Annotated in this window: 19 protein-coding genes; 17 read left to right on the forward strand and 2 right to left on the reverse strand. The window is 41.6% G+C overall.

Annotated features, from left to right (window positions below; all coding sequences use genetic code 11):
- The first annotated feature begins 9 nt into the window (after positions 1 to 9).
- Together recA and HMPREF2991_RS06240 are read left to right on the forward strand one after the other, a co-directional pair.
- Positions 10 to 1,161 carry a recombinase RecA gene (recA, locus tag HMPREF2991_RS06235; RefSeq protein ID WP_070569261.1) on the forward strand — a complete coding sequence of 384 codons (1,152 nt, stop codon included), beginning with the start codon at positions 10 to 12 and terminating at the stop codon, positions 1,159 to 1,161.
- Between the two features lie 169 nt (positions 1,162 to 1,330).
- Entirely contained in the window at positions 1,331 to 1,525 is a 195-nt protein-coding gene (locus HMPREF2991_RS06240; protein ID WP_049520829.1) for a PspC domain-containing protein, read from the forward strand.
- Between the two features lie 131 nt (positions 1,526 to 1,656).
- Here HMPREF2991_RS06240 and HMPREF2991_RS06245 read toward each other — a convergent pair whose 3' ends face one another.
- Positions 1,657 to 2,211 (reverse strand): GNAT family N-acetyltransferase, encoded by a 555-nt coding sequence (locus HMPREF2991_RS06245; protein ID WP_000060281.1) that lies wholly within the window; start codon positions 2,209 to 2,211, stop codon positions 1,657 to 1,659.
- Between the two features lie 109 nt (positions 2,212 to 2,320).
- Here HMPREF2991_RS06245 and HMPREF2991_RS06250 point away from each other — a divergent pair, with 109 nt between their 5' ends.
- Together HMPREF2991_RS06250 and HMPREF2991_RS06255 are read left to right on the forward strand one after the other, a co-directional pair.
- A complete protein-coding gene (locus tag HMPREF2991_RS06250) occupies positions 2,321 to 3,691 on the forward strand; it encodes an MATE family efflux transporter (protein ID WP_070569258.1) in 1,371 nt (456 codons plus the stop codon).
- A gap of 96 nt (positions 3,692 to 3,787) precedes the next feature.
- Positions 3,788 to 4,504, forward strand: a complete 717-nt coding sequence (locus HMPREF2991_RS06255) for a YebC/PmpR family DNA-binding transcriptional regulator (protein ID WP_000532894.1) — start codon at positions 3,788 to 3,790, stop codon at positions 4,502 to 4,504.
- A 49-nt stretch (positions 4,505 to 4,553) separates the two neighbouring features.
- Here the strand turns inward: HMPREF2991_RS06255 and HMPREF2991_RS06260 are convergent, their stop codons facing one another.
- The gene (locus HMPREF2991_RS06260; RefSeq protein WP_042902931.1) at positions 4,554 to 5,258 is read right to left on the reverse strand and encodes a CD20-like domain-containing protein; all 705 of its coding nucleotides are present in this window, start codon (positions 5,256 to 5,258) and stop codon (positions 4,554 to 4,556) included.
- Positions 5,259 to 5,450: 192 nt separating this feature from the next.
- On the opposite strand from HMPREF2991_RS06260, the gene HMPREF2991_RS06265 reads away from it, so the two are divergent.
- The 13 genes from HMPREF2991_RS06265 (at position 5,451) to HMPREF2991_RS06315 (ending at position 18,265) form a co-directional block, all read left to right on the forward strand.
- The gene (locus tag HMPREF2991_RS06265) at positions 5,451 to 5,912 is read left to right on the forward strand and encodes a MarR family winged helix-turn-helix transcriptional regulator (RefSeq protein WP_042902930.1); all 462 of its coding nucleotides are present in this window, start codon (positions 5,451 to 5,453) and stop codon (positions 5,910 to 5,912) included.
- Positions 5,896 to 7,665 carry an ABC transporter ATP-binding protein gene (locus HMPREF2991_RS06270; protein ID WP_049520831.1) on the forward strand — a complete coding sequence of 590 codons (1,770 nt, stop codon included), beginning with the start codon at positions 5,896 to 5,898 and terminating at the stop codon, positions 7,663 to 7,665. Before HMPREF2991_RS06265 ends, HMPREF2991_RS06270 begins: the two co-directional genes overlap by 17 nt.
- Positions 7,655 to 9,415: an ABC transporter ATP-binding protein gene (locus HMPREF2991_RS06275; protein ID WP_049478840.1), complete on the forward strand. Its 1,761-nt coding sequence runs from the start codon at positions 7,655 to 7,657 to the stop codon at positions 9,413 to 9,415. Before HMPREF2991_RS06270 ends, HMPREF2991_RS06275 begins: the two co-directional genes overlap by 11 nt.
- A gap of 96 nt (positions 9,416 to 9,511) precedes the next feature.
- Positions 9,512 to 10,015: a phosphatase PAP2 family protein gene (locus HMPREF2991_RS06280; RefSeq protein WP_000800953.1), complete on the forward strand. Its 504-nt coding sequence runs from the start codon at positions 9,512 to 9,514 to the stop codon at positions 10,013 to 10,015.
- A gap of 113 nt (positions 10,016 to 10,128) precedes the next feature.
- Positions 10,129 to 10,575, forward strand: coding sequence for a LytTR family DNA-binding domain-containing protein (locus HMPREF2991_RS06285; RefSeq protein WP_000776591.1), 447 nt, complete (start codon positions 10,129 to 10,131; stop codon positions 10,573 to 10,575).
- 5 nt (positions 10,576 to 10,580) lie between these two features.
- A complete protein-coding gene (locus HMPREF2991_RS06290) occupies positions 10,581 to 11,255 on the forward strand; it encodes a LiaF transmembrane domain-containing protein (protein WP_000725733.1) in 675 nt (224 codons plus the stop codon).
- A 261-nt stretch (positions 11,256 to 11,516) separates the two neighbouring features.
- Positions 11,517 to 11,681: a hypothetical protein gene (locus HMPREF2991_RS11015; RefSeq protein WP_180364429.1), complete on the forward strand. Its 165-nt coding sequence runs from the start codon at positions 11,517 to 11,519 to the stop codon at positions 11,679 to 11,681.
- Position 11,682: 1 nt separating this feature from the next.
- A complete protein-coding gene (locus tag HMPREF2991_RS06295) occupies positions 11,683 to 12,714 on the forward strand; it encodes a replication initiator protein A (RefSeq protein ID WP_070683665.1) in 1,032 nt (343 codons plus the stop codon).
- Between the two features lie 19 nt (positions 12,715 to 12,733).
- Positions 12,734 to 12,889 (forward strand): hypothetical protein, encoded by a 156-nt coding sequence (locus tag HMPREF2991_RS11020; RefSeq protein WP_180364428.1) that lies wholly within the window; start codon positions 12,734 to 12,736, stop codon positions 12,887 to 12,889.
- 2 nt (positions 12,890 to 12,891) lie between these two features.
- The gene (locus HMPREF2991_RS06300; RefSeq protein WP_070683667.1) at positions 12,892 to 13,107 is read left to right on the forward strand and encodes a helix-turn-helix transcriptional regulator; all 216 of its coding nucleotides are present in this window, start codon (positions 12,892 to 12,894) and stop codon (positions 13,105 to 13,107) included.
- A 290-nt stretch (positions 13,108 to 13,397) separates the two neighbouring features.
- Positions 13,398 to 13,700 carry a hypothetical protein gene (locus tag HMPREF2991_RS06305; RefSeq protein ID WP_000128978.1) on the forward strand — a complete coding sequence of 101 codons (303 nt, stop codon included), beginning with the start codon at positions 13,398 to 13,400 and terminating at the stop codon, positions 13,698 to 13,700.
- Positions 13,701 to 13,718: 18 nt separating this feature from the next.
- The gene (locus HMPREF2991_RS06310) at positions 13,719 to 14,531 is read left to right on the forward strand and encodes an LPXTG cell wall anchor domain-containing protein (RefSeq protein ID WP_070683669.1); all 813 of its coding nucleotides are present in this window, start codon (positions 13,719 to 13,721) and stop codon (positions 14,529 to 14,531) included.
- 26 nt (positions 14,532 to 14,557) lie between these two features.
- Positions 14,558 to 18,265 (forward strand): SspB-related isopeptide-forming adhesin, encoded by a 3,708-nt coding sequence (locus tag HMPREF2991_RS06315; RefSeq protein WP_070683671.1) that lies wholly within the window; start codon positions 14,558 to 14,560, stop codon positions 18,263 to 18,265.
- Positions 18,266 to 18,323 lie beyond the last annotated feature (58 nt).

Genomic DNA, 18,323 nt, shown 5'->3' on the forward strand with positions numbered 1-18,323 from the left:
GAGAAAAAAATGGCGAAAAAACCAACAAAAAAATTAGATGAAATTGGGAAAAAATTTGGAGCTGACCGCGAAAAAGCCTTGAACGATGCTCTTAAATTGATTGAGAAAGACTTTGGTAAAGGCTCAATCATGCGCTTGGGTGAGCGTGCAGAGCAAAAAGTGCAAGTGATGAGTTCAGGCTCTTTGGCGCTTGATATTGCACTCGGTTCAGGTGGTTATCCAAAGGGGCGTATCATCGAAATCTACGGTCCGGAGTCATCTGGTAAGACAACGGTTGCCCTTCACGCTGTTGCGCAAGCACAGAAAGAAGGTGGTATCGCTGCCTTTATCGATGCGGAGCATGCCCTTGATCCAGCCTATGCAGCAGCCCTTGGTGTGAACATTGACGAATTGCTCTTGTCACAACCAGACTCAGGAGAGCAAGGTCTTGAAATTGCAGGAAAATTGATTGACTCAGGTGCAGTTGACCTTGTTGTTATTGACTCAGTTGCGGCCCTTGTACCTCGTGCAGAAATCGATGGGGACATTGGAGACAGCCACGTTGGTTTGCAAGCTCGTATGATGAGCCAGGCCATGCGTAAACTTGGTGCTTCTATCAATAAAACCAAAACAATTGCCATCTTTATCAACCAATTGCGTGAAAAAGTTGGGGTCATGTTTGGAAATCCAGAAACAACTCCTGGTGGACGTGCTCTGAAATTCTACGCTTCAGTCCGTTTGGATGTTCGTGGAAGCACACAAATCAAGGGAACTGGTGACCAAAAAGATACCAATGTCGGTAAGGAAACCAAGATCAAAGTCGTGAAAAACAAGGTGGCTCCACCATTTAAGGAAGCCTTTGTTGAAATCATGTACGGAGAAGGAATCTCTAAGACTGGTGAGCTCTTGAAGATCGCAAGTGATCTCGATATCATCCAAAAAGCGGGAGCATGGTACTCTTACAAGGGTGAAAAAATCGGACAAGGATCTGAAAATGCTAAGAAATACTTGGCGGATCACCCAGAGATTTTTGATGCCATTGACCACCAAGTCCGTGTTCAATATGGTTTGATTGAAGATGAAGAAGGGACAACTACTACCTCTGTCGCAGAAGATTTAGCACCTAACCAAGAAGTAACACTTGACCTAGGCGACGGACTTGAAATCGAAATTGAAGATTAAAAATAAAAGCGGAGAAGTCTTTCTCTGCTTTTTATGTTTAATTATTAAGTGTTCATAAGCTTTAAAAGGGTAATAAAAGAGTATTTAATCAAAAAAATTAAAAAAACTGTTGCAATTTTTTTAATTTGATGATAAAATTAAACCATTCTATAAAAAGGAGACTACTATAATGGAAAAACGCCTTGTTCGTAACGTACAAGACAAAAAGATTGCTGGTGTTTGTGCTGGTATCGCTGACTACTTTAACATGGACCACACACTTGTTCGTGCACTTTGGATCATCTTCACCCTACTTGGTGGTTCTGGAATCTTAGCTTATGCTGTTCTCTACTTCCTTCTTCCAGAAGGCAATGCAGAAGCTTAAGCCATAGAGAGAATAAAAGTTTATTCTGATCAGTTGAAAATAAAAAATGCATGTAATCGTAAATTACATGCATTTTTATATGTAGCTTCTATCGAAAAAGAGAGGTTCTTCACCAGATGGATAAGTCTTGTTTAATGGTCACTAAAACGACGATACTCTATATGAAAGTCAAAATAATGTTCATTCTGTAACTTTTGGAAGATGTCGCGATAGGCCTCTTCGTCAAAATGGTCGCCACGGTAAAGAATTTCAAAACTCAAACCATCGTACTCTAGAAAAGCGTTGGCTGATTTAAAGCCATTTTGGCGATAGAAGTCCATGCGGGCCTTCCTTTGCTCCAAGTTATCGCATTCCTCATCTAATCGCTCGACTTCCAGCAACATGGTTCGCTGGTAAAAATCGGTTAGCTTTTCGATAATTTCCTTTCCGTACCCGTGGCTTCTCAGGTGGGGCATGATGGCAAAAAAACTGATATAGAAAGCTTTTGGGTTGGAAATAGAGAAAGCAAAGCCGACAAACTCTTCCTGGTTATAAAAGGCAAAGAAGTGGGCATCATCTCGGTCCTGATAGCGCAAGAACTCAGACAGAGGGACTCGTTCTTCTTCAGGGAAGGCTTCCTTGTTTAGCTTTTCAACCTTATCCAGATCGGGAAATACATCGGTAATTAATTGACTGGTCAAACTCATAAATGACCTCCTTTTCTTGATTATAGCAAATTGTCTCTCTGTAAGCAATTGATTGCAAACTTAGTGACAGAGCCTTGTCGCTCCTTTAGAAAGCTGATATAATAGCTTTATGAATAAGAAACGATCTGTGGACTTGATACATGGTCCCATTCTTCCTGCGCTGTTAAGCTTTGCCTTTCCAATCTTGCTGTCAAATATTTTCCAACAGCTTTATAATACAGCTGACGTCTTGATTGTTGGGCGTTTTCTTGGTCAAGATTCCTTGGCAGCAGTAGGGGCGACAACTGCCATTTTTGACTTGATTATAGGCTTTACGCTTGGTGTTGGCAATGGGATGGGGATTGTCATTGCTCGCTATTATGGGGCTCGTAATTTCACTAAAATTAAAGAAGCAGTAGCAGCAACTTGGATTTTAGGAGGGCTTCTCAGTATTTTGGTCATGCTGATGGGATTTGTCGGTCTGTATCCACTCTTGCAATATTTAGATACCCCTGCAGAAATCCTCCCTCAATCCTATCAATATATTTCTATGATTGTGACTTGTGTAGGCGTCAGTTTCGCTTATAATCTCTTTGCGGGTTTGTTGCGGTCCATTGGAGACAGTCTAGCAGCTCTTGGCTTCCTGATTTTTTCTGCTTTGGTTAATGTGGTTCTGGATTTGTATTTTATTACGCAACTGCATCTGGGAGTTCAATCTGCAGGCCTTTCTACCATTATCTCGCAAGGCTTATCAGCGGTTCTCTGCTTTTATTATATCCGCAAGAGTGTTCCAGAACTGCTTCCTCAACTCAAGCATTTTAAATGGAACAAGGCCTTGTATGCGGATCTCTTGGAGCAAGGTTTGGCTATGGGTCTGATGAGTTCGATTGTGTCCATTGGTAGTGTGATTTTACAGTCTTCTGTCAATACCTTTGGAGCTGTGATTATCAGTGCCCAGACGGCAGCTCGACGCATTATGGCCTTCGCTCTGCTTCCGATGACGGCAATTTCTTCTGCTATGACGACCTTTGCCTCTCAAAATCTCGGGGCTAAGCGACCAGACCGCATAGTTCAAGGTCTTGGTATTGGGAGTCGTTTGAGCATGTCCTGGGCAGGTTTTGTTTGTATTCTCCTCTTTTTTGCCAGTCCTACCTTGGTTTCTTTCTTGGCCAGTTCGACGGATAGTTACTTGATAGACAATGGTAGCCTCTACCTGCAAATCAGTTCAGTCTTTTATCCGATTTTGAGCCTCTTGCTGATTTATCGGAATTGCTTGCAGGGCTTGGGGCAGAAAGTCCTTCCTCTAGTTTCCAGCTTTATAGAACTAATCGGGAAAATCGTTTTTGTGGTTTTGATTATCCCTTGGGCAGGCTATAGGGGAGTTATCCTTTGCGAACCCCTTATCTGGGTTGCCATGACTACCCAACTGTACTTTTCACTTTTTCGCCATCCCCTGATAAAAGAAGGCAAGGCAATCTTGGCAGCCAAAGGACAATCCTAGCTGGATTTGCTGAATAAAATCCATTTCCTCTAGTGAAAATCGAAAAAACTTGTGTTATAATAAGAAAGATTAAAATGTGAAAAAAGGAGATTCCTAATGGGACGTAAATGGGCCAATATCGTAGCCAAGAAAACGGCTAAAGATGGAGCTAACTCTAAAGTATATGCAAAATTTGGTGTAGAAATCTATGTAGCAGCTAAAAAAGGTGATCCAGACCCAGAATCAAACACTGCTTTGAAATTCGTTATCGACCGTGCGAAACAAGCCCAAGTGCCAAAACACGTTATCGATAAAGCGATTGATAAAGCAAAAGGAAACACAGACGAAACCTTTACAGAAGGACGTTACGAAGGTTTTGGACCAAATGGTTCTATGTTGATTGTGGATACCTTGACTTCAAACGTTAACCGTACCGCAGCCAATGTCCGTGCAGCTTTTGGTAAAAACGGCGGAAACATGGGTGCTTCAGGTTCAGTTTCATACCTCTTTGATAACAAGGGTGTGATCGTATTTGCGGGTGAGGACGCTGATGCAGTCTTTGAGCAATTGCTAGAAGCAGATGTGGATGTGGACGATGTAGAAGCAGAAGAAGGAACAATCACGGTTTACACAGCTCCAACAGACCTTCACAAGGCTATCGTTGCCCTTCGTGAGTCTGGTATCGAAGAATTCCAAGTGACTGAATTGGAAATGATTCCTCAGTCTGAAGTGGAATTGTCAGGCGAAGACCTTGAAACCTTTGAAAAACTTTACAGCGTTCTTGAGGACGACGAAGACGTACAAAAGATCTACACAAACGTAGATGGATTCTAATAGAAAAACGAACAGTTTTACTAGCTGTTCGTTTTTTTGATATTTGAACTTAGACTCTGCTTTCAGAATCGTTTTGTTGCTTGCTTTTTCCTTGACCTAGACCAACTGCATGTTTTTGGACGAGCAAGAGCTGCCCATTGTCATCTTTTGCAAAAGTTAGGGTAACGGTCTTGATCTTGTCTCCAATGGAGATATAGGTGATTTTTCTCGTATTATAACCTCCGATAGTGGAGTCAAACTCGGAGTCTGGTAGTCCGTGTTTTTTGATAATATCCTTGTAGTTGGTACCACCTTTTCCTTTGTTGTCAAGGTCACCTTCGATTAAGGCGTCGAACTGTTCTTGGGTCCAGGTGAAGGTGTCGTCTTCTTCCTCCTCAGGGATGGAATAGGCGCTATCATCTGTCAAGTCGCTTTCTTCTTCGCGTTCCATTGAGGCACTCGCCTCGCTGTAGGAACGGTTAAACTCCCTGACAAACTCTTTGTAGACATTAGCGTACAGTACCTGGGTCGTAAAGAAAAGTACAACAGAGGCAACTGCCAGGGATGTTCCAATAATAGCCATTGTTTTCCGCTTTTTGAGGTTGACGATAAGGCCGATAATCCCCAAGATAAATGCTACGATGGCGATGAAAAACGATAGATAGTTAATAAATGGAATCCAGGACCCTAAAAGTGCGATAGCTCCAAAAATGGTTGCTAAGATTCCTAAAACTCTTTGTTCTTCTGGTTTCATTTGAAAGTTTTCTCCCTTCATCGAGTGAATGGATTTCTATCCACAGTAGTTAGTGCTTATTATAGAAAAAATATTGCCTAATGTCAATTTAAACCAAGATAGTTCTCATAGAAACTTTTTTCTTGACATCTTTTCTGAAAATGATAAAATAGTTCTCATGGAAACTTAAATAGTTCTTGTGAGAACTATATTTATCGTGAGAAAGGAGCAATCATGGACAAGCCAATGTTAATATTCAAACGTTTTGGACACCAGGTTCATCTGATGGTACAGAAAGAAGCCAAGCGTTGTGGCATTGAATTTATGGGTGGACCGCAAGGGCAGGTTCTGCGTTTTTTAGATTGCCAAGAACAGTCTGAAAATCTGGTCTTAATTAAGGATATCGAGCAGGAACTCAATATTACCAAATCTGTGGCGAGTAATTTAGTCAAGCGCATGGTGCAAAATGGTTTGGTTGAGCTAGAGGCCAGCCCGAGTGATAAGCGGGCAAAATTTGTTCGCCTGACGGAGAAATCGCGTTCGCAGATGCAAAAAGTTAAAGCTTTTTTTGATCGGATTGATCAGAGTCTGCTAGAGGGGGTTTCAAAGTCAGACTTAGCAATCTTTGAAAAGGTCCTCAGTCAGTTGCAAGAAAATGTTGAGAAGATAGGAGGAGAGAATGAAGAAACTCGCTAAACGTATTACAGGAAAAGAGTGGGGAATGATCGTCCTTACGATTCTGTTCACTTGTTTCTCGGTCTATCTCGAGTTAGAGGTGCCGACTTATATTTCGCAAATTACAGAATTACTGGGAACGTCTGGAACGCAGTTGGGTGAACTCTGGTCACCAGCTGCGAAGATGATTGGTTTGTCTTTATTGGCTTTCTTTTCATCTGTTATGGTTGGTTTCTTTGCCGCTCGCGTTGCAGCATCCTATACAACCCATCTACGTAGAGACGTATTTCATCAGGTTTTAGATTTTTCGCAGACAGAGATCAAGCGCTTTTCAATCCCAAGTCTCTTGACTCGGACGACCAATGATATTACCCAGGTACAGATGCTCTTTACCATGGGCTTGCAAGTGGTTACTCGTGGGCCAATTATGGCTATCTGGGCCATTGGAAAAATCCTTGGGAAATCGGAATACTGGCTGTGGGCAGTCGTTGTGGCTGTTATTGTCAACGTCTTGATGACCACCGTTCTCATGACTCTGGCCTTTCCAAAACAATCGGTTATCCAAAAATTGACAGATAAACTCAATAGCATCACTCGTGAAAGTTTGACTGGGATTCGAGTTGTTCGCGCATACAATGCGGAAGATTACCAAGATGAAAAATTCGAAGCAGCCAACGATGAAGTCACTCGTCTCAATCTCTTTGTCAATCGATTGATGGCTATTATGAATCCCATTATGATGGCGATTTCGAGCGGTTTGAGTCTGGCTATTTACTGGATTGGTGCCTATATCATCAACGATGCAAGTTTGACAGAACGTCTGCCACTCTTTAGTGATATGGTAGTCTTCATGTCCTATGCTATGCAGGTCGTGATGGGATTCCTTCTCATGGGAGCACTCTTTATCGTTCTTCCTCGTACCTTGGTTTCGGCAGGACGTATCAACCAAGTTTTGGATTTGCATCCTTCTATTAAGAATCCGAGTCAAGCACAGGCTGCAGATTCTTCAGTTCAAGGACAAGTGGAATTCCGTGATGTAAGCTTCCGATACTCTCAAAACTCAGAAGCAGTTGTGGAACATGTTACTTTTAAAGCCGAAGCAGGTCAAACAGTTGCCTTTATCGGATCAACTGGATCTGGGAAATCTACTCTAGTCAACCTAATACCTCGTTTTTATGATGTCTCATCTGGTCAAATCCTAGTAGATGGTGTCGATGTGCAAGATTACAACTTGGAAGACTTGCGTAATAAGGTCGGCTATATCCCACAAAAAGCTGTGCTCTTTTCTGGAGATGTTAAGGGTAATCTCGACTTTGGTAAGAGTAAAGAAAGTCCTCTCAGCGAACCTGCTATGTGGCAAGCTTTGGAATTGGCTCAATCTAAGAACTTTATCGAGGATAAGGAAGCAGGTCTGTCCTCTGAAGTAGCCCAAGGTGGGACCAACTTCTCAGGAGGTCAAAGACAACGCTTGGCTATTGCCCGGGCCTTGGCTCGTAAGCCAGAGATTCTTATCTTTGATGACTCTTTCTCAGCCTTGGACTACAAGACAGACCGGATCTTGCGCCAAGAATTAGCTGAAAAAACACAATCCTTGACTAAGTTAATCGTTGCTCAACGCATCTCAACCATCATGGATGCCGACCTGATCTTGGTTTTGGATCAAGGTAAAGTCGTGGGACAAGGCACCCACAAAGAACTTCTAGCTACTAACGAAGTCTACCAAGAAATTGCCTACTCACAACTATCGAAGGAGGAATTGGAAGATGGAAAATAAAAAAGTTTCGGTCTGGAAACAGTGCAAACCTTATATGGCAGGCCTCCAACTCCCTCTCCTAATAGCAGTTGTGGCTGCAGTCATTTCAAGTATCATTACCGTTTATGGTCCAACTAAGATTAAAGAAATTACTAACTTGATTTCAGATGGCTTGGCTACAGAAATCGACTTGGTAGCTGTGTCAAACATTGCTGGATTTTTGGTTGTTCTGTATGTATTTGGAGCTATCCTTAATTATACACAGGCCTATATCTTTTCAACGAGCATTCAGCATTTTTCAAAACGCTTGCGGACAGCAATCGCTGAAAAAATCAATCGTTTGCCACTTGGCTATTTTGACCGTCATTCACAAGGAGATACCCTTTCGCGCGTGACCAATGATGTGGATACAGCAGCGCAATCTCTCAACCAAAGTCTAGGGACAGTTCTTTCAGCTAGTTTCTTGTTGATTGCTGTCTTGGTGACCATGTTTGGGATGAACTGGATTTTGGCATTGGTAACCGTTATATCAACCCTTGTTGGTTTTGCGGCGGTTTCCGTAATTATGGCCAAGTCACAGGGTTATTTTAAAGCCCAACAAAATAATCTAGCAGCCGTCAATGGTTACGTAGAAGAAATGTATTCGGGACACAATGTTGTAACGAGCTACAACGCAGTGGACACCTCCAAAGCGAGATTTGCTGATTTAAACCAAGACTTGCATGATAGTATCTGGAAATCTCAGTTTATCTCTGGTATCATGATGCCAGCCATGTTCTTTGTTGGGAACTTTAGTTATGTCTTAGTCATCATCGTTGGGGCCGCGCTGGCGTTAGAAGGGCATATCACGATAGGGATTATTGTAGCCTTTATGGTTTACGTACGGACCTTCTCCCAACCTCTGTCACAGATTGCCCAAGGGATTACGAGCCTGCAACAAGCGAGTGCAGCCATGACTCGTGTATTAGAATTTTTGGCTGAAGCAGAGATGCAAGATGAATCTCATAAGGACAGACAATTGAACAACATGAAAGGGGAAGTGGTTTTTGATCACGTGTCCTTTGGCTATACACCAGAGCGCACTATCATCCATGACTTCTCTGCGACAGCTCATGCTGGTCAAAAGGTTGCCATTGTTGGGCCGACTGGGGCTGGTAAGACAACCATTGTCAATCTTTTGATGAAATTCTATGAGATAGATAAGGGAAGTATCCGTATCGATGGCGTGGATACCAAGGACATGAAGCGTTCGGAAGTGCATGATGCCTTTTCAATGGTCTTGCAGGATACTTGGCTCTTTGAAGGAACGATTCGAGAGAACCTGATCTATAATCAGACAGACATCAGTGATGAACGAATGATGGAAGCCAGCAAGGCTGTGGGAATCCACCACTTTATCATGACTTTGCCAGACGGTTACGACACTATCTTGGACGATACAGTGACTTTGTCTGTCGGACAAAAACAACTCTTAACCATTGCTCGTGCTTTGCTGAAGGATGCACCGCTCTTGATTTTGGATGAAGCGACATCTTCAGTCGACACACGTACAGAGGAGTTGATTCAAAAAGCTATGGACCGTTTGATGGAAGGACGCACATCCTTTGTCATCGCCCACCGCTTGTCAACTATTCGTAATGCCGATTTGATTCTTGTCATGAAAGATGGCAATATCATCGAGCAAGGCAATCATGAGGAACTAATGGCGCAAGGTGGCTTCTACGCTGACTTGTACAATAGTCAATTTACAGAAGACGAAGCAGAAGAATAAATCAAAAGAAGGCTTGACGGCCTTCTTTTTCTGCACTATACTAGAAGATAAACGTCTCACCTGTAGACGAAAACAAGGTAATGAATGAGAAATTTAATGAAAAATTATCAAGAATGGTATAGCAACCTTAGCTCCAAACTAACTAGCCATCCCACCCTTTTATTTCTATTGCTTAATTTCAATCGTTTGATGACAGTCGCCATGCCCTTGGTCTATCTGACTTTGCTAGTCATCACTTGCCTGCAACTAGGACTTGGTCAGCAGGTTGGGGTTTATGTGCTTATTCCTGCATCAGGCTTTGTGATCTTGTCCCTTTTTCGTAAGAAAATCAACCACCCGCGGCCTTATGAAACTTGGGATATCTGTCCCCTGCTTGAAAAAGATAGCTCGGGACAGTCGATGCCCAGTCGCCATGTTTTTTCGGCAACTATCATCTCCATGGCCTGTCTGCATGCTAGTCTACCTGTTGGCTTAGCATGCTTGCTCTTCTCAGCTTTGCTGGGCTTGGTGAGGGTTTTAGGGGGCGTTCATTATCCCAAGGATGTCTTGGTTGGCTATGCTTGTGGTCTGGTGTGGGGATTCCTTTTCTTCCTATTCTGACATGTAAGTTAAGCTAGTCCTACAACCACTTACTGCTTCAAATTGACCACTTGCTTTTTTGCCCTTGTATTCCTAACTTAGCTTTGATATAGTAGAGTCAGAAAGGAGATGTGATGAAGTTACGAATTGAGATTGATGGCAATTTAGAGGAGACTGAAATTGTCATCAAGACCCCCACTTTGACAGATGAAATTGCAGATTTGCAACGACTTTTGCAAGAGTCAAAGGCTCCGAGGTTGACTTTTTACAAGGGGACAGGTGAATATTATCTAGACCTGTCAGAAATTCTCTTCTTTGAAACAGAAGGGAGTAAGATTTATGCTCATAACCAGAAGGAAGCCTATGAAGTTCGCCTCAAGCTCTATGAGTTGGAGTCCATCTTACCTCGCTATTTCAGTCGAGTGTCCAAGTCAACGATCGCAAACATCCGTCAGATTTACTCAGTGGATAAGTCCTTTTCAGGAACGGGCACCATTTCCTTTTATCAGACGCACAAGGAGGTTCATGTCTCACGACATTACCAATCCCTCCTAAAAGAAAATCTAAGAAACATGAGGTAAAAAACATGAAAAAGAAAGCATTTGGTATTGTTTTATTGGTTTTAGCAGCTTGGATCTTGCTGCAAGGGAATTTTGGAATTCCTTCTTTGGATGGCAAGATATGGCCTTTGATTGGTATCGCCTTTTTTGCTTACCAATCAGTTGAAGCTTTGCTTCGTCGTCATCTAACATCAGCAGTTTTTACCGCTCTAGTAGCCTTAATGATTGCGAATCATTTTTATAACATTCTTCCTATTCCAAACCAGTCTTTGTTTTGGGCTAGTATCTTAGCAGTGCTAGGTGTTGGTTATCTGACGCATTCAAGTAAGTTCTGGAATGAAAAAAAATGGTGGTACGATGGGAAAAAAACAGTCGTCACGGATAAGGAAGTCGCTTTTGGTAGCGGGACCTTCTATAAGCAAGATCAAGATCTCGTAGATGACCAAGTGGAAGTCGCTTTTGGGGATGCTAAAATCTACTATGATAATGCAGAGATGCTAGGTGATTTTGCGACTTTAAATATTGAAGTGGCCTTCGGGAATGCAACCGTCTATGTTCCGCAACACTGGCGTGTCGATTTGAAAGTAGAAACCTCCTTTGGTGCAGCTAAGGCAGATGCTCCTGTAGCACCAACCAGCAAAACCTTGATTATCCGCGGGGAAGTCGCTTTTGGTAAACTTGGAGTTGTTTACGTTAAATAAAAAAAAGTCTCCGCTAAGTGTCTAGAGTTTTGGGAAAGTGAAAAATTAAATATCATATAACTTAAGAGAGTGAGAAAATCGCTCTCTTTTTTCATTTCAAAAATTAAAGAAAGGAGAAAAAATATCAGATAATATTGAAATTGTTATGGATATTGATTCTATAATTTATTTCATTGTCCCTTTAAAACAGATTTTCTCATTATCTATTATGATATAGCTGTGAATAAATCACCATCAGCTGGTGATAAGAAAGGATAACCAATGACAAGACAAGCGCAACAATCACGTGACCTAGTATTGAAAGAAATTATGAAGTCACAAAATTTGACAAGAACGAGAGCACATTTAATTTTGAAAGAGCTAGAGGAATTTGGTTTGTTTCAGTTTTCTGATACTGGTCAGTTTTTGTTGAAAGTAGGTGTTTAGTATGAAGCGAATTTCTGCAAGCCAGGTTCAATCAAGTGAAAGATTTTATAGAATACCAAAAATATTTGTTGAATCGCCACTTTATAAACCGATGAGTACAGATGCCAAATTTACATACGCTATCTTGAAAGACCGTTTTGAACTATCTCTTAGAAATAACTGGATTGATAAAAACGGAGATGTCTATCTAATTTATACAATTACTGAACTTCAAGAAATTTTAGGCTATGGTAATAAAAAAGTTATTAAACTAAAAAAAGAGCTTCAGGAATATGGCCTCTTAGAAGAGGTTCGACAAGGTTTGAATAAGCCTAATCTACTGTACTTAGGCAATATTGACTATCAAGCTCTCCCTACTGAAGAAATTCACTCCAAACCATCGGAAATGGCGGAAATGTCAAAACGACACTTCCAAAAAAATCAAGGAAATGTTAGAACGACATGTCAAAAAATGTCGAAACGACACGCTAATGATACTGAGAATAACGAGACTGAATTATCTAATGATACTAATCGATACAAGAGCGAATCACCTCTTTCTGATTTATCAATTTCTGAAGCATTCAAAATGGGGCAACATGGTTTTCTTTCTCCCCAACTAGTTCAGAAACTCAGTTTATTTGGGAAAGATGCGAAAATTCTTGAAAATAAAATCTATCAAGCAAAACGTCAAGTTGAGAAGAATTACAACAACCTCTTAGCTGATCAGGAGATTTATGGAGAGGTTTGGTTGCAAGATCTTGAGCGTGAACTTGATAAATTGATTTTCAAAATTAAAACAGGTGAGACTGAAGGGGAACCAATCCAGAATGTCCCAGCCTACTTCTACAAAATGATGATTCGTTTTTGGAAAATGGCTCTGCTTATCGAAAAAGAACAGGGCTTTATGGAGGTATCTGAACAAAGTGAGCATGCTAGAAAATTCCCTGATGAGTGCCCTAGTCTAATTGCATACTATTATCCAGATAAACTATCAGAGACGAAACTGAATCAATATTTAGCTGAATTATCAAAGAACACCGAAACATGTTAAAAGAAAGAGAGGTGACTTTATGGGATTGTTTAAGCTAGGGTTAATGATGATATTCGTCATCGGTTTATTATTTCTCTTTGGTTGTGCTATTGGAGAAGTTATAAAGGAAGCGGATAATGCTCCCCTGATGGATGATGAAATACTATCAAGTCCAAATAATGAAGGAGACAAGTAGATGTGAGGAAACAAACACAAAATCGTATCAGAGATTTACGAAAGCAGTCTAGGCTGTCTCAGCAATCCTTGGCTGATCAGATAGGAGTATTTCGTAACACCATATCGAACTGGGAAACAGGATATAGTCAGATAAGTCTTGAAAATGCTAAAAAAGTAGCAGAATACTTTGGGGTAACTATTGACTACTTGTTAGGATCTGAATCGGACCAAACCTAGTACAGATAAATCTATATTGACCGAGAAGTCATTAAACTATAGACCTTTGAAAACTGAATACAAGGCTTGCCCTGATACAGCGTGGCTATGGATAAAAAAGAAACGGGGGCGAGTAGCAAACTAGAAAAGGATATCTAGTCCAGCCACTGAACGAAAAAGCATGACAATGGTCATAAGCTGAAGGAGTAAGGGTTCCTAGACTATAAACCCAGCGTTTGAAATACCGATGTAAAAATACGTTTTTACACAGCACGGCGTAATTTTCGCCTTTCAACTTCAAGGAGAAATCTATGACAGATGAAATAACCGTCCGCCTAAAGGACTTAAAAAACTTAGGAAAACAAGGAGGTGCGACAGCTCGCTTAGAGGACGGAACAGATCTTATCCTGAAGCCAGACTATGCAGTCAAACAGGCTAGAGGATACGTAGACGGTCTATTAAGGGATGTTGAATTTCATTTGCCTTATAAAAAGGTTTATGATCAAATTCGCACTATTAAGAGAGATGCTCAAGTTATAGCTCGAAAAGTTAAGACACCATCAGGAATGGAGCTTCGTTTAACTGGAAAAGGTTATAACCCAAAAAATAAATAAAGAAAAGGAAAAATCAAAATGAACAAGAAACAAGCATTAGCTACACTAGCACTTTCAACTATCGCACTTGCACAAGCTGGTTATGTATCAGCTGATGAAGTAACACCAATTGACTCTTCTGCTCCAACAACAGAAGTCGTTACCCCAACCACCCCAAGCGCTTCAACAGAAACAGAGGCACCAGCAGTTCAGCCAACAGAGCCTTCTGTTACTCCAGTTGATCCAACAACACCAGATACATCATCAACTGCAGACAAACCACAGGGTAAAGACAATGCGGAGAGTTTAGATGGCGTATCAACTGATAAACCAGCAACACCTGAACAACCAGCAACTTCTGATAAGCCACAGGGCAAGGACAATGCTGAGAGCTTAGATGGTGTACCAACTGATAAACCAGCAACACCTGAGCAACCAGCAACTTCTGATAAGCCACAGGGCAAGGACAATGCTGAGAGTCTCGATGGTGTCCCAGCTGAAAAACCAAAAACAACAGACGAGGCAAACGAGCAAGGGAAATCTCAAATTGGAACAACATCTACATCGACTGGTCAGGTTGTTCATGATGTAACCAAAGAGCCCGTTGAAACAAATACAGGGGTGGCTATCGTCAGCACACAAAACGGAAACGTAGTCCTTTCAGATGGTTCTGTAGTGGCTCCTGAAGAGGTCGGAGGCACTGTCAATGAGGATCAGACTATTTCTGTTACTGACAAGGATGGAAAGCTAAAAACACTTCCAAATACAGGAACAGCAGAAAGCATTTTGGGTGCTATTGGAGCTATGTTGTTGACAGCGGTTGGCTACTTCTACAAAAAGAAAATGTTTTAAGGTGAAATGGAAAGGGAAAACATTAAATGGCAGAAAAAACACAAGGACACGGATATTTCCGTAAGAAAAAATGGGCTAAAGGTTTAGCGTCAGGTATTGCAATCGCAGGTATTGTAGCCTTCTCTGCAGGTTCAGCATTTGCAGATGAAACAGGCCAGCCTGAAAGCAAAAATGACAATAACATGTATGCTACACAAGCTGGTAAAGCAACAGGAAGCCAGCCTGTAGCGATTGATAATACAGCAGTCACAAAGGCTGCTTCAACAGCTAAGCAAGCAGGAGTAGTTGTATCTGAGACATCAAGCATTGATAAGGGAACGGATACCACTGCTCCAAAACTTGAACAGTCTAAGTCTGAGATCAAACAAGATCAAGAAAAACAGGTCAAGGCGCTTGAAGAAACGACTGCAAAACAAGTCGAAAACAATACCGCCTTCAAGGAAGCGCAGGAAGCCATTCAAGCTAATAATAGCTTTGTGGCCACTGAAAAAGGCAAGCACGAACAGTCAACAACAGTCACCGTTACGAATGACGGTTCGACTGCAACAGATGGAACTGCTGACAAAAACAAGCAAGCTACTAAAACAGCTAAGAAAGTCTTAGCAGAAAACCAGCAAGCTGTCTCAACCTACTTGGAAGAAAAAGGGAAGTACGAAGCTACTGTCAAACAAGCTACTGAGTTAAATCAAGCGGTAGAAAGCGCATCTGAACAGCTGAAGAAGGAAAACGTTGACGTTAAAGTCATTACACGTACAGTCTCTTCAGTGGCAGAAGTAGAAGCATTGAAGAAACAAAATGACCAGGCTATTGCGACTGCAAAAGGCAAAGTGGAGCTTAATAAAGCGATCATGGCTGCCTATACAGAGAGGAAAAATACTAGCGATTCTGTAAATAAGGATGCAGATTCTAAGACTGCTGAATTGACTAAAACAGGGGTACTCTTAACCTCTAAGACACAAGAAATCTCCTCTGTAGATGAGGCCAAGCAAATTGGAAAACAAAACCAAGCAGCTTATGACAAAGCCAAACAGACCCAAGCGGAATGGCAGAAGAAGTACGATGAGCTTCGAGCTAAGACAAGCACGGAAGGCTACACAAAAGAAGTAGTCTTGCAAGCTCTTAGTGTTGCGACAGCAAATCCTGAAGCAACAGTGGAGTCCTCTGCTCCAGGAGCGCAGGTAACTACTAAAGATTACATTGCCTCATCAAACGGAACCTCAGGCTATACTCGTGTTCTTGACTCGACTAAAGTCTTGAAATACAAGGATGTTGGCACTGGATGGAAAACAGAAGTTGACTACACTAATCTGAAAGGTTTGACTGTTTCAACTGCAGATGGTAAAAAGCATGATATTTCTCGTATCCACCGTAAGTTTGAAATTATCAACCAAGGAAAAACTGGATTGAATGATGTCTACGTCTTGAATGATCCAACAGAAGGCTTTGTAGTAGCTCGTAATGATGGAACTGGTGGAGCTGCGGACTACATGAATTTCTTGGTTACGGATACCTACTACTACAACGTGGATGGGAAAGAAGTAGCGTTCACAGCAAGTGAAAAGACACCTGCCACCCTAACTTATTCTTCCCTCAATCACAATCGTATTGGTTGGGAAGGTGCGAAAGCCATTAACGGAACTCATGTTGAAATTAACGGCTCCACTGTTACAGAAAACAAAGATTATGGCTATGTATATGCGGAAGACTATAATCGTCAGGAGGAAGTGGGGCATCTTTGGGATACATCTGACTCACCTTACCAATATAAGGGAGCTGCACTTGGTGTCTTCAAGGAAGGAACAGCTTTCACAACCGAATTTATCCAATGGGATGGACCAGAAAATCCAAGTGGTCAAACTTACTGGTTTGCTTTAAATACGAAGGTTGTAGCGCCAGTTGTTGAAGTTCCAGCTACAGCAACTATCACAAAAACAACCGTGAAGCCAGTTAAGACTGAACCTGTATCAGCCGAATTGGTCAAATCTAAGAACCCAGTTAAGCCAACCTTGGCTCTTACAAGAATTTCTGAAACCAAAAATCAGAAATTGTCTGCAAGCTATTACGGCTACAAGTTGCAGTATAAGCCAGTTGTCAGAAAATCTGTAGCAGATACAGATAAGACCAACACAGATGGTAAAACGGTAGCTAAAAACGCTACTCAGCTTTATACATTGACCCATGACAATATCTATGCGAACCTGAAAAAAGGGGACAAGATTACCATCATTGATCCACTCGAAGCTGGAGCAGTTCCTGATGTAGCTGTCACAAAAGCAGCGGCAGAGAAAGCAGGATGGACTGTTTCATATAATGCAGGAAAGAACACATATACCTTTACTGCTACCTATCAAGGAAAACGCCTAGAAGCTCCAGTGATTACCTGGAAGCCAATCTATGATAAAGGATTTTACGATAATACCTACAAGGTTTTAGTAAATGACTATGAAGTTTTCTCAAACCCTGTTACGAACTACACACCGAAACCGCCAAAACCAGTCAAAGCTGTCCTGGATCGTTCTGGTAAGAATATAAACGGGGCGACAACATTTGATCGTACCGTGACCTTCCGCTTGATGACAGACTACAGTCCTTATGCCAAAACCCTTGCTTCAGCGCAAGCACTTGGTAAGAAGTTTGCAATCTTAGATGATGTTCAAGACAAAGCCTTCACAGTTGACCACAGCAAGATCAAGATGACTGCTGCAGGTAAAGATGTTAAAAATCTCTTTGATATGTACCATGTGCTCTCAGACAAAGGACGTACAGATGCAATCAATAAAATCCTGAAGGAATTGAACTTGCAACCTAAAGGTGAGTTCTATCTCTGGGTAGCCAAGGATTCTAAGAGTTTCTACCAAAACTACGTGAAATCAAATAAGAATGTTACTGTTGATCTTCCAGCCAAACTCTTGGTTAAAGCAGGGGAGAAAGTCGAGAATGACTTTAAACAGATTGACTTTGGTAACAGCTATCAATCCAATCTTGTTACAGTTGAAGTGCCAGATGTGGCACCAGAGAAACATGCCCTGGATCAAAAGGATAATAAAAAAGTCTTGGACGGCCAAGAAGTACAGATTGGCCAATACATCCGCTATCTACTCGATGGCGTAACCGTTCCAACCAAACATGATAGCCTCTTCCAATATGACGGTAGTGACCAGTTAGACGTGGTTCATGATCGATATACAGGTAAGTGGCAGGGTATTTTCAAGGGGACAGAGTACACAGCTGGGAAAGACCTTATCTTGCCTTATGATGTCATCCTGAAGGATGGCAAAGTAGTCAAAGCTGGTGACAAGGTTGCTAAAGGCTCTGTATATGCCTTCCAATTTGAGTTTGATCAAAGCACAAATTCTGACTTTATCAAGAAGATTGTTAAAGTCACTTGGAATGAAAAAGAAGGTAAGTGGGCTTACACTATTGATAAAGAGTTCTTGAACTCTTTAGGTGTAAAAGGTACGTTCGATGCGAACTTCTATATCGAAGTAGAGCGTATCTTGGCTGGGAAGGTTGAAAATACCTTTATCAATACAGTCAATTTACAAGAGATGACGGCGAAAGTGACAACAACAACGCCAGAACCTCCAAAACCAGAGCCTAAAGAACCAGGTAAGCCACAACCGCAGCCATCACTTCCAAATACAGGAACAGCAGCAAGCATGCTTCCAACTTGGGGAATGATTTTGGGATTGATGAGTCTTGTAGGAGCTGGGCTTCGTAAACATAAAAAATAGAACATCTAGAAATTCCCCCTCATCTATGGTATAATGAAGCCATAAAAAAGAGGGGGAA

Origin of the sequence: Streptococcus sp. HMSC072D07 (assembly GCF_001814835.1) — a bacterium.
Classification (GTDB): Bacteria; Bacillota; Bacilli; order Lactobacillales; family Streptococcaceae; genus Streptococcus.